At 53.0% G+C, this 13,344-nt stretch carries 5 protein-coding genes; all 5 read right to left on the bottom strand.

From position 1 onward, the window contains the following. Positions 1-12: 12 nt before the first annotated feature. Positions 13-3,336: a glycosyl hydrolase family 65 protein gene (locus tag QZ310_RS11525; RefSeq protein WP_297072934.1), complete on the bottom strand. Its 3,324-nt coding sequence runs from the start codon at positions 3,334-3,336 to the stop codon at positions 13-15. Next, complete coding sequence (locus QZ310_RS11520) at positions 3,333-4,292, bottom strand: glycoside hydrolase family 43 protein (protein ID WP_297072932.1); 960 nt, start codon at positions 4,290-4,292, stop codon at positions 3,333-3,335. Before QZ310_RS11520 ends, QZ310_RS11525 begins: the two co-directional genes overlap by 4 nt. Before the next feature lie 125 nt (positions 4,293-4,417). Further along, positions 4,418-8,320, bottom strand: coding sequence for a family 78 glycoside hydrolase catalytic domain (locus QZ310_RS11515; RefSeq protein WP_297072955.1), 3,903 nt, complete (start codon positions 8,318-8,320; stop codon positions 4,418-4,420). An 18-nt stretch (positions 8,321-8,338) separates the two neighbouring features. After that, positions 8,339-9,784 carry a glycoside hydrolase family 140 protein gene (locus QZ310_RS11510; RefSeq protein ID WP_297072931.1) on the bottom strand — a complete coding sequence of 482 codons (1,446 nt, stop codon included), beginning with the start codon at positions 9,782-9,784 and terminating at the stop codon, positions 8,339-8,341. 199 nt (positions 9,785-9,983) lie between these two features. Then, positions 9,984-12,428 carry a glycoside hydrolase family 95 protein gene (locus tag QZ310_RS11505; protein WP_297072929.1) on the bottom strand — a complete coding sequence of 815 codons (2,445 nt, stop codon included), beginning with the start codon at positions 12,426-12,428 and terminating at the stop codon, positions 9,984-9,986. Positions 12,429-13,344: the final 916 nt, after the last annotated feature.

The raw sequence follows: 13,344 nt of genomic DNA, 5'->3' as shown, positions 1-13,344 counted from the left end.
CGGTTTTGACGGTTAGAGAACATCCTTGCAGACAAGGCGTTCGAGTTTGGGAGCGTGACCTACCTCCTTGCCGTCGACATAGACGCGCAGACCGCTGCCCTTGTGGTAGCGCTGTCCGTCCTTGTCCCAGAGGATGGTCACATTACGGCCATGGTAAGGCACATTGTCGAGGCAGAACCAGTCCCAGGTCCCGTCGGGAATGAGGGGGTTGACCTCGATGGTGTTGTCGTTGCGGGGACGCAGACCGACGAGACCTGTAATCACAAGGTCGTTGAAAGTCGAATGGTTGTAGTAACGGCTGCGTTCCTGATCACCTTTGAGCCAGTAGCCTGTCACCTCGTCGAGATACTCTCCGATGTAGGGACGGCCACGGTGGTGCTGCGACTCGACATAAAGTTTCATCTGTGCGAAATATGTGCTGTCGGTCACCACGGGGTTCTCCTCGGTGTTGAGATAGTTGGCAAGAGCTGTGAGAGTCTGAGCGGAAGCGAAAGGCCAGATGGCACCGTCCCATTCACACTTGCCGACACCACGGGTGCGGAATTCGGGGTGACGGCGTTCGGCTGTGGTCATGCCGTAGGGGGCTGAGAAACCTTTCTCATCGTTGAGCTGAAGCCAAGCCTCGTCATAGACACCCTTGTCGGGGAGATTGAAGTACCAGGGGATATAGCCGATGGCCTCGCGGGCACGGGCGCAAGTGTCGCCACGCACTGTCTCGAAGAAGGAATCCTCCTTGCTCCAGAGGCGTGACTGCACAAGATTCTTGATTTCCTCGGCCTTCTGCTCATAGAGCTGCTGCTCGTCCTTCTTACCGAGTTTTTCGGCAATGGCTGCAAGGGCTTTGGCGTTGCCATACATATAGGAGTTGATGGTCGGGCGGGCATACTTCTTCTTGCGTCCGCCACTGATGCTCTCCTCCATGCCGTCCTGCACGTCCCCCTGCCAGTAAAGGCCGTTGGGCAGACGGTGGGAGCTTTCCCAACGCTCATATTCAGCCTTAAGGTCAGGATACATCTTGGCAAGTGCGTCGAGGTCATTGTCGACGAGATAACGATTGTAGACAGCATCAGGATTCCATGAGCTGAACTTCATCATCTTGTTCATCGGAGCTCCATCGTTGCCGTGATACCAGGTGTTGATGATACCGTCGAGATATTTCGGGTCTCGCAACCAGCGGCTCTCATAGATGTGGTGGCCGATGGCACAGGCAATCAGATTGTATTTGTCGGCATAGCTGCGGTCAACGAGGAATTCGGTCATACCGTAGCCCACCGGAGTATCCTTGATGTGCTTGCGCAGTGTCCACCAACGGTAGTAGTACATCTCTTCCATATCCTCATCGGGACACTCGAAGAGAGGCACATTTTCCTTCATCCATGCGGACGATTCGGAGTTGGGGATTGCCTGAACGATATTCTCATCCTCCATGTCGTTGAAATAGTCTGCATGGTGGGCGAAATCATCGTATTTCAGCACTGCGGCAGTGCCGTCGACATCGCGCGACGAGCTCTTGAAGTTGGCTATGCGGTAGACGGCTTCCTTGTCGACATCGTTTGCGCGGGGCATATCGTTGTGCTGGTCGGCCTCGGTGTCAACATTCGGGAAATTGGAATGACCGCCGGTGCGGAATACCACGCGCTCAACTTCCTTGACCGGAGCGAAGAGCATACGGGTAGCTTTCTTCTCGCCGTTGACATAGACGGTCGAGTTGCGGTTGTCGAGGGTCAGGTCAACCTTTACATGATAAGGTTTGCCCGGTTCATAGTTGAGAATCTTGCCGTAGCGCGCCCCACCCTTCGAGCGGAACTCACCTTCGGGTGTGAGGTCGAGGCGGGCGCAGGCCGTGCCCTCGTCGTCGACAAACTCAATCATGAGCGTGCCGTGGTCGTTCTGCTCGGCCATGAGGTCGAACTCAACAGTGAGTTCACGCGTCGGCGGAATCTTGCGTTCAACCTTCGAAACGTCAAAGGGATCCTTGTCGGCGAGTGTCAACCATGTCTTTCCGTCCTTCTCCTGCAGAGATACAGGTGCCCAGACGGGAGAATAGATGTTCCACATCGTCAGGTCGGAAAGATTCTTGAAGTCAGCGAAATTCTCATCGGCATGTTCTGTAGCGACAAGCTCGACGGGAACAGGCACGCGAGCCACCCACATGTCCTCCTTACCGACGCTGTAGGTCACCCAAAGGTCACCGTCGGGAGGAGTGCCGTTGCCCTCCTGGATACCGCGCACATACTGCGGACCGAACGACTTGTATTGTCCGGCGTAACGCATCGGGGGCACCTCACCGTGGACAAGGTTGAGGGTGGTATAGTCAAGACCGTCGCCACTGAGCGAGATTGCGAGAGGCCAGCGGAATTCCGAAGGGTTATAGACAGTGGCGTATGTGCCGTCGCTGAGTTTCTGACCCCAGATTTTGGCGTTGCTGTTAACGAAACCTTTGGCACGTTCGACAGGTTCATACCATGTGTTGCCGCCATCCTTGCTGACAGAGGTCAGGGCGTGTTTCCAGAGGGCTGCGATGTTGCCGTCGGGAAGAGTGTACCAACTGAAAGCCTTGTAGGGTTTCTGCAAGGGAATCATCGGGTCGTTGCGGTCAGCCTCCTCGACGAACTGCATACGGTAGAGGGGATTTGCGAGAATCTCCTCGCAGGCTTCACGGAACGCCTTGTCCTTGCTCTTCTTGTAGTTGGGATAGAGGGTATTTTTCTCGTTGAAGTCGTGATTGTAATAAATAAAGTAGATAGGGCCGAAAGTGCCGTCGGGATTGATTTCACGAACCACACGGCCGATACCGTTGCCATCGTTGGGGTCATCCTTATGGTGGAGGGCAATACCATAGTTGCCGATGGCAAGGAGTTTGCCAGACTTCGACACATAGAAACCTACACGCTGGTGCATCACCGCGTCCTGACCGGAAGCTGTCTGCTCCATTCCTTCCTTCTTGAAGCCGTCGGGGACAGGATAGACAGGGAAGAGAATCTGAGGTGCGCTCCAGTTGTAGCCATCCTCGGATGTCTGCAAAAGTGTGCGTCCGCCACCCACATGCTCGTCAACCGGGTTGGACAGATAGTGCATGTAGAATTTACCGTTCCAGTAGGCCATCATCGGCTGATGGTTGTAGGTCCAGCCGTTGTCGTTGGGCGAATAGAGGTCATAGCGGCGGTTGGCGCGCATGGTCTGGATGTTGTGGACACCCACCGCAGGGGTCAGGCCTCCGTCATGACGGTTGGGATTCGAGAGCTTTGTCCCGGTATAGTGAATGAGGTCCTCGGCATTCATGCCTCCGGCTGCCATGAAAGCAGCGGCGATGAGGACGAGTCTGGAGATTTTCATTTTTTCTTAGAGGCTTCAATAAGGTTGTTGACTACTGAACGGGGAGCGCGGAAGATTGTGCCGTGCTTGTGATCCTTGGGAACGCTCACGCTGTCGGTGACATCAGTGAAGTTGACGAAATCCTTGGTTTTGTGGGCACTGTAGATGAATTTTCTATATGTGTCGTAGTAGATATAGTAATCATCACCGACCTTGACAACGGAGGGGCCTTCGGTGAACGATTCCGTGAAGGGTTCGGAAGCATCGCTCCACGGGCCTTCGGGGGCTTTGGCAAATGCGACCTTGATGTTACGGTTGGGACGGGTGTTGTCCTTGACAACCATCACATAGTCCTCAGGGCCACGCTTCACTACGACCGCGTCGATGCAACTGAAACCGGGATCATAGAAGAGCCTAGGTTCAGAGAAGGTCTCGAAATCCTTTGTGGTGACATAGTAAAGGCGATGGTTGTTCTTCTCATCCTCAATACCGACATCAAAACCGGCATCTACGACGCAGGAAGCATAGATGACCATGAACTGATCCTTCACATCATCATAAAAAAGTTCGGGAGCCCATAGATTCTGGGTCGAGGCGATGGAATCCATGGCAGGAATACGGCGCTGATTGCTCCAGTGAATGAGGTCTTTTGAATTGGCATAACCGAATCCGGTGTCACCCTTCCATGCAATGGTCCAGACGAGGTGATAGGTGCTGTCGGGGCCGACCACAATCGAGGGATCGCGCATGATGTTCATGCCGATTTCAGGTTTGAGCCATGTTCCGGCGATGCTGTCCCAATGTATGCCGTCCTCGCTGTAGAGGAAGCGGAGACCTTCATCGGCAGGTTCATGGAAAGATGTAAACATGTATAAATCCTCCTCAGGAGCATCCTGAGTCCGGGTTGAAGACGAACTGCATGAGTAGAGACCCATTGTAAGCCCGAGGGTTGCTATAGCTGCTGTAAGAATTCTCATGATTTTATTGTTTTTCTATGGAAAGGCATAGACGGACATAAGTGGCATATTTTTTCTGACTGCTATTCAGTCAAAACCTATGTTTCTTTTGACACTTATGTCTTTCTGTGCCTTTCCATTTTAGGTTAAAGATCTAATTTCGCGTATTTCACACGCTGACGGCGCCAGGTATAGACTGCATGGAGCTTACCATCCTTCCCCTCGATGATGCTCGGGTAGGAATACTGGCTGACGGGGCTGTCTTCAAGAGTCACGACATTGTCCCAGTTAAGACCGTCGGTCGAAACAGCTACGCAGAGCGGAGTGCGCACACCCTTCGGAGTTCCGTCGAGAGTGGAGAAGTCATTGTAGATAAGGACATGACGGCCATCCTTGAGAGTGACGGCATCCGTGCCGGAATTATTGTTGGGCATATCCATGAGGGTGAGCGGGCTCCAAGTGTCGCCGTTGTCCGAACTCCAGCTTGTGGCAAGTTTGGCGTTGCGTGTGCGGCAAATAATCTGTAGACGGCCATCCGTGTGCTTCAGGATACTCGGCTGAATTGCGTAGATGGGTTCAAGCTCAGTGCGGTCGGTACGCTTGGCCGAATCGGCGGGAAGGGCTCCGGTGGAGCGCCATGTCTTGCCACCGTCATCGGAAATTTCAATCCATGCGGTCCAACCCTTGCCCTCACGGCTGCTCGGGGCGAGGATGCGGCCGTTGATGTATTCGGGCTTGTTCTTGATAGGACCGAGGATACCTTCGGGGAGAGCCTCACGCTCAGCCCAGGTCTTGCCACCGTCGGTTGATTTGACAACCCATCCTGTCCAGTCGCCCACGCTCGAACCAATCTTGTAGAAAAGCATCAGTTCCTTTGAGCCGGGAATCTGGAACAGCACCGGATTCCAGCAGGCCTTACGGCGCGCGTTGTTGATGTCGCCCTTGAAGTGGGGGCCGACAGGGCCTGCAGTCGCGGGAGTTGTCTCCTCGTTGATGCCCGAGAGACCTGCAATCTTGATTTCAGGGTCATTGAGGTCAAAGACACCGTCGGCTGCAATCTCGGGAGCTGTCCACTCGGTAGCACCTTTAGGCTTGCGGCATACCCAGATTACACAGTCGGGGTTGCGCTCCTTGGTTCCGCCGAAGAAGGCGGCGACGAGGTCGCCGTTGGCAAGCTCGACGATTGTAGCGCCGTGACATTCGGGGAACGATGTGCTTTCATAAAGGAATTCATCGTTCAGAATCCCCTTGCGCTTGTCGCCGAGCGAGGGATCAACCTTGATGTCGAGGTCATAGACACCCGAACCTACACTCCAATAGGAATCATTACCTTCGGAGCGGAGATATTTTGCACCCTTGACCTTGACAGCATTCTTGTCGGGAGTCGGGACGCAGAGGACGGCGGTGGTGTTGCAAGGAATCTCCACATGCCAGTCAATGTGCATCGGAGTCTTGACCCAACGGCTTGCAAGGAGACCGTAGGGTGTGCGGTAGGAAGCGTTGACGCTGTCCATCTGCTGGATTGAGAAGTCGGGTTTGAGAAGTATCTCCTTATAGCCCGGCTTGGCGGGATTGAAACCGGCGAGGTCCTGATAGTACCAGTTGATATGGTCACCGAGCATCATGACATGGTTGTTGCTGTTCATGCGACGGCTTGCAGTGTCACCGTTCCAGAGTTCCCAGATGGTTGTAGCACCCTTCTCTATCTCATAGCCGTAGCTCGGATAGGTCTTGTTGGAGGCAAGCATGGCTGCGACATCTCCGCGACCGATGCGCGAAAGCTCACGCATGAGCCAGTTCACGCCGATAACACCGGTGGAGATATGGCCCTTGTTGGTCTCGATGATGGTCTTGATGAGATTGTCGGCTACAGCCTGACGGTATTCCTCAGGCACCATGTTGAATGCAAGGGGAAGGACATTGGCAGTAGCGGTGTTGTTGTCGTAGAAGATGCTGTCGGGATAGAGGATATGGGGTGTCTGGACAGGCGATGTCCCCTTCTTCACGAGAAGGAATTTCTTGTTGAAGGCATCCTTGACCTTGTCGGCATCCTGCTCCCATGCGGCAGCTTCGGAATCAAGTCCCTGCATACGGGCGAACTTGGCCATCAACTGACACATCTTATAATAATATGCTGAAGCGATGAGAGTGCCGTCGGTCTTGCGGGCAGGGTCCTGACTGTGGATCATATCGGGCTTTTCCGGGGGAACGCACCAATCGCCATACTTGTCGGCAGTGATAAGTCCCTCCTTATTTGTGTAGTCCTTGCGGATGTGGTTCATCCACTTCTTCATGGCCTCATAGTTGCGGAATATGGGCTGCGGATTTCCGGTCTGCTCATAGAGCATGTCGCACACGACGGGGAGTGTCGACGACCAGGTCATGTCGGAAGTGTAGTAGTTGTAGTAGGCGGGAGCAATGTCGGGCAGACAGCCGTCCTCGCGCTGCGATTCGCGCATGTCGTCCATCCACTTGGCATAGAAATTAGCATTGTCAAACATGAAATTCTCGCCCCAGGTGTTCATGTTGTGGTCACCTGTCCAGGGCTGACGCTCGTCGCGCTGCGGACAGTCGACGGGGACACCCTTGTAGTTGCTCGCCGTGCCCCACCATGCGTTGCGGTGAATCGCATTCATGGTCTTGTTGGAGCTTGCGAAAGTTCCGTTGTTGGGGAGAGCGTCATAGACAAATTCAGCTACAATATCCTCAGGTTTGAGGTCCTTCATTCCGGAAACCTCAACAAACTGGAAGCCGTGGTAGGAGAATTTCGGGCTCCACTTCACGCCTTTTTCGGTTCCGTTGGCAATGTAGCGGTCGGTGCTCTGTGCGTTGCGCAGATTCTCGACATCAAGCTGGGTGCTGTCAGCGGAAATGCGCTCTGAATAGCGAATCATGACGGTGTCGCCCTTGGCAACATCGGAAATGTTGACTTTCACCCATCCGGCCATGTTCTGACCGAAGTCGACCATGTAGCGGTCGCCGAGTTTACGGACAGATTTGGGAGTGAGGGTCTGCATGACCTTCATGTTGGGTGACTGCGCACCGCGGAGTGTTCCGTAGGGAAGTTCGGCGCGCTGTGCCTTGAGCCATTTCGAGTCATCATAGCCGGGCATGGTCCAGTCGCCGAGTTCAAGCTGCGCGTCATAGACCTCGCCGTCATATTCATTGTTGCTGCGGATAGGGCCTTCGGCTGTAAGGCTCCACTTCTCGTCACTGTTGACGCGCTGTGTGGTCCCGTCGGCATACTCGATGATGAGATTCATGCGGAGTTTGGGATAACCGAAGGTAGGTATCTTGTAGGGTTTGAAATTCTGACGCATGGTGTAGAAACGGCCGTTGCCGAGAGTCACACCGATGGCGTTGGGGTCACCGTTGCCTTTGAGAAGATCGGTGACATCGTAGGAATTATAGAGAGTTGTACGACGGTAGTCGGTGGGTGCGGGTGCGAGAACGTCGTCGCTCACTTTCTTGCCGTTGATGTAGAGTTCATAGAGACCGAGACCGGAGATATGGGCTGTCGCGCGCTTGATTTCCTTATTCTCGCTGTTGAACTCCTTGCGGAGATAGCGGGAACTCATGCGGCTGTGGGAATCCTCGATGTCCCACTTGAAGGGACCTTCCCATCCGATCCAGCGTCCGCCCCAATGGCCTTCGCCGACGATACCCATGCCCCACTCTGCCGGTTGGCTCCATGAGGATTCACCACGGTTGGTGAAGACGCGCACCTTCCAGTAGCAACGGGTGTTGTCGGGGAGTTCTTTTCCTTCATACTCCACCCAGACCGACCGGTCTGAGTTGACACGGCCTGAATCCCAGAGGTCACCTTGACCGGCGGCAAGTTTTTCGGGAGAGGAGGCAACGAGGACATGATAGGCTGTCTGCATGACGTCGCGCTCGTTGGAAGTGATGATCCAGCTAAGACGCGGATGCTGTGTCTCTATACTAAGAGGGTTCACCTGACCCTCTGTGGTCAGCGAACCCACCGAAACCCCGGCCCGGAGGCCGAGGCTTATCAGAAGTGAGATTATAAGATAGGTTGTGCGTTGCATCACATTATGCTGTAGTGATTAATACTGAGTGGGAAGGCTCTTCCATTCCTTGCCGATATAATCCTTGTCGGCATCGACAGCAATGAGCACACGATCGTTGCCTGCTCCGTGACCGCCGTCATACTGGAAAGGAGTGACCTTGCTGTCAAACTCACCGATGTAGTCGAGCTGACCGTTGGTGGGATTGTACCACCACGCATTTTTCTTTTTGCCGGAAATCTTTGTGAGGTCGATTTCCATGGGGCGGTTGGTGTAGTTGTAGACGAGGAGGTAGTCATTGCCACGGGTGGCGATGAGACGGTCGTAGCGGGTACCGTTCTCACCGGCGATGATGCTCTGGTCGGGAACACGCTCGAAGAAGGGGAAGGCAAGCATGAGGTTCTTAAGATGCTGCATCTGGTTGAAACCGGGATCCTTCATGCCCTCATACCAAGTCTTTGTGGCACCGTAGCCACCGACATTGGCGGGTTTGAGCATCTGCATGATTGAATTGTGGCCGTAGGTGTGACCGAAAGCACCGGCGAATACCGACCAGTATCCGTAGCGGCGCACGTCGGGAGCCTTCCACCAAGGCTGTGAGGGATCGTGGAGACCCTGGGGGATTTCCTCGTAGGAGGGTTCGGCATCGAAGATGGGTTTGCGGGGCTTCATTGCGAGACCGGCCTCAACGTAACGCCAGTTGTCCTCGGCCTGTGCAGCCTGAGCGGTGTCGTCGCCGTCGCCACGAATCTGGTCGTAGCGGCGGTGACCGCTCTGGAACATGTTGAAATCAAGCCAGTCGGCATTGTGGAACCAGTTGATTGATGATGTGCGACCGAAGGGATGGTAGCTCATGAGGTGGTTCTTGTCAATGGACTTGATGGTCTTTGCCATAGCGTTCCACTGGTCGGGATTGATGTCGCCCTTCACGTCGCCACCCATCATCCAGATGATGTTGGGAGAATCCTTGTAGCGCTCGGCGAGGAATTTGCCGTAGGCCTTGGCATCGTCAACGCTCATCAGACCGGCTTTCACAAGACCGCCCCAGATGGGCACCATTGCGATGTAGATACCGTTGTTTTCAGCCTGTTTGATGATGTAGTCCATGTGATCCCAGTAGCCATAGACACCCTTCTTGTTGATTTCCGAGAAATCCCATCCGTCGGGGTGTGAATACTGACCGTAGAAGTTGATGGCGGGAACAGCGTTGATGGTCTGCACCTGAACGACATTGTAGCCGGCCTCACGGCAGCCGTTGAGATAGTAGGAAGCTTCGGCACGGTCAAGACGTTCGGGAAGAAGCCAACCGGTCTCACCCATCCAGAAGAAGGGTTTGCCGTTTTCGTGCTGAAGATAGGTGCCATTGTCAGAAACTCGCAGTTTTCCATTGTCCCACGGTTTATAGTTCTTCTTCACCGGGTCCTGGGCATGGATGGCTGTCATGGCAGCGATGACCAGACAGATAAACAGGCTCAATTTTTTCATGATTCGTTGATTTATTTTTCGTTTTTTAATTATGCGATTGATGATTGGAAGTAGAGAAGTCAGGTAGATAAAACAGGAGGGCTACAATAGCACAAAAGGAACAAAAGTTATTATAAAATCATCCTTGCGTAAGACTGTTTATATCACTTTTGTTTCTTTTGTTATTATTGTCCTTTTGTGCTCCTTACATCACTCCGGATTATTTTCCGGTGAGGACGTAGGTCTGTCCGGCTTTGGTCGGGAGATCGTAAAGATAGGTTTTCTTCAGCTCGACCGGATTGAGTTTGGCCTCCGGGCTGATGATTGGGGCGAGACCGTCGTTCACTTCAAAGAGCGGATTGGAGTTGTCGCCCTTCGCAGTCTTCAGACCTGCACCCTTTAGGGGATTGAGTGTGCGCAGACGGCAGTTGCCTCCGATGGTCGATTTGATGGTCACCTTGTCAATCTTGCCATTCTTCCATGCAAGGTCGATGACGAAACCACCACGGGCAACGAGACCGGTAATCTCACCGTCGGGCCATACGGAAGGAAGTGCAGGGAGAAGATAGATGAAACCATCATGGCTCTGCATGAGCATCTCGGCAATACCGGCCACACAACCGAAGTTGCCGTCGATCTGGAACGGCGGATGTGCGTCGAAGAAGTTGGGATATGTTCCACCCTTCTTCTTTTCGTTGCGCACAAGGGTGAGCTGGTCGGTGATGAGTTTATAGGCGTGGTCACCGTCGAGCATACGGGCCCAGAGGCAGACTTTCCAACCCATGCTCCATCCGGTCGACGGGTCTCCGCGATGGATGAGCGACGTGCGCGCTGCATCGAAAAGTTCGGGAGTGCGGAAAGGTGAAATCTGATTTGAGGGATACATGCCGTAGAGGTGCGAGACATGGCGATGGTTGTCCTCGGGATCATCCCAGTCGCCCATCCATTCCTGAAGCTGTCCCCACTTGCCGATACGCATGGGTGAAATCTCATTGACGCGCTTCTTCAGACGGTCGGCAAACTCCTTGTCGGTGTCGAGGATTGTTGCTGCGGTGATGATATTGTTCCAAAGTTCGGTCACAAGCTGATTATCCATCGTTGCGCCGGCAGTGGTGGTTGCCTTGTGGCCCTTGGGTGCATTTTCGGGAGAATTGCTCGGAGCTACGACGAGCATTCCGCTCTCAGGCTCATAGACCATGGTAGCATCGAAGAATTCACCGGCACCCTTCATGATGGGATATGCCTCACGGAGAAATTCGATGTCGCCTGTGTGGAGGTAATGTTCCCAAAGATGACGGCAGAGCCATGCGCCGCCGCTCATCCACATGCCGGAGGGAGCATTGTCAATCGCACCTGTCACGCGCCAGATGTCAGTGTTGTGGTGGAGAACCCAACCGGGAGCGCCATACATGGTTTTGGCGGTCTCCGCACCGGTCTCGCTGACCTCCTTGATGAGCTTGAAAAGAGGTTCGTTGAGATGTGTGAGGTTGGTGACCTCCGAGGGCCAGTAGTTCATCTCAAGGTTGATGTTGCAAGTGTACTTGCTGTCCCACGACGGAAACATCTTGTCGTTCCAGATTCCCTGCAGGTTGGCGGGCTGATTGCCGGGCTGGGAGGAGCTGATGAGGAGGTAGCGGCCAAACTTGTAGTAGTCCTCCACCAGATGTGCATCGTTTGTCTCCTTGAAGCGCTCGATGCGGATGTCGGTCGGGACGTCGGCATACTTGTCGGGGCCGAGGTCGAGAGTGGAGGTGCCGATCTGCTTCTGGTAGAAATCCACATGCTCCTTCTTGGCATCGGCGTAAGGCTTGGTGAGGGCTTTCGAGAGATATTCCTTCGAACGTGCCACCTCATCACCTGTGATGTCCTTGTAGTTATTGAAATTTGTTGCGATTGAAGTATAGATGACAGCTTCGTCGGCATTCTCGACGGAAATCACACCGTCGCGCGAAGTCATGCGTCCGCCTTTGGGGACAGCTGTCACACGGCCCTGGAACTGCACCTTGCCTTTGAGTCCCTCATGGTTTGAGCTGACACCGTTGAGGGTGATGTCGTTGCCCTCGGATGCAATCATCACGTCGGGATGGGGAGTGGTGAGCGAGGCGTTGAATGTCACGCTTCCGGGCTTGTCGGCAGTAATGCGAGTTATGACCACCTCGTCGGGGAAGGAGGCGAATGTCTCACGGGTGAAGTTGACACCGTCGACAGTATATTTCACCACCGTGCGCGCAGAGTCGAGGCTCAGTTCGCGATAGTAGTTGTCATAGCGGGTGTGGCCGGGGAAGGTGATGCGCAAATCACCGAAGGGCTGATAAGGCATACCCTGATTGGTCTTGGACTTGACATGGGCTGTCGCCATATCCTGCGCCTCGCGGTATTTCCCTTCGAACACGAGCTGACGAATCTTGGGAATCCACTCCAGAGCTTCGGGATTGGCATTGTTGTTTGGCTGACCGGCCCAGATGGTTTCCTCGTTGAGCTGAATCTGCTCCGCGCCGGGATTACCGTAGACCATGGCACCGAGACGGCCGTTGCCGAGAGGCAGGGCTTCGGTCCACACCTGTGCGGGTTTGTCGTACCATAACTTGTGTTGCTGCGCAGCCGCCGCGTCAAGCGACAGCACCGCAAATGCTGAAATAAACAAAGATTTTGCAAGTACTTTCATGGAAGATGTTTTTTGGCATAACAAAAGTAATACTTTTCCCCCATATTAACAAATCTTATTGTAAATTGATTTTCGCGTAAATCATCATATTTTGAGGCAGAAACAAATTTCAATAGGGTAAAATCACGGATATTTCCGCAAGGCCGTAACCAAGGCGGAAGCCTTAATGAGTGTATATCATACACTTATCCTCTTTATTTTGTCTGTTTCCAACAATAACTCAATTATAAACATTCATTTACATAAAAACTACTTTTATTTTCATAATGTTATCCTTTCATAAGCGTCACCATCGGATTTATTGATTAAAAAATTACGATTATGAAACCTCCAAGACGAAATCCCCAACCCTATCAGACCATCGCTCACCCGACGGTGAATCAATTATCGTTGATACTTATACCCACCTTATGCGTATATTTCTATATGTTGGTTGAAAATTCATTTTCAACATGGGCAATCGTCATACTGATAGTTTCAATAGTCTGCTTTTTCGGTGCACTAATCTATTTTTGTGTGAGGCAGAAATGTTACAGCCAATTGTTCCGGACATGTTTTTCAGTCATCCTCTGGGGAGTGATTCTGTTCATGCCCTTTATTTTCCGGCATACGAATTGACAATTTGATCTAAAATTTTAATTTGCTTGTGTACATTACGCTTATTTATTGGGTTTTATAAATACCAAATGACAAACGATAAGCAGCGAAGCTACGTTGTAACCTCACCTTGCCAGATGGCAGTTGGTCAGCAGCGTTGTGACCTCACCTTGCCGGATGGCAATTGGTCAGCTGCGAAGCAGCGGTGCGGTGGTAGCCCCACATCAAGCGCGATGCAATGAAGCCCGTAGGGCGAAATTGCGGCGCGTTTACTCTGACCTGAGCAAACATTTGCCTCCGAAATTTATATAAAAGAATG

Origin of the sequence: uncultured Duncaniella sp., from assembly GCF_910577345.1 — a bacterium.
Classification (GTDB): domain Bacteria; phylum Bacteroidota; class Bacteroidia; order Bacteroidales; family Muribaculaceae; genus Duncaniella.
This window is presented reverse-complemented; position numbering and strand designations above follow the sequence as displayed.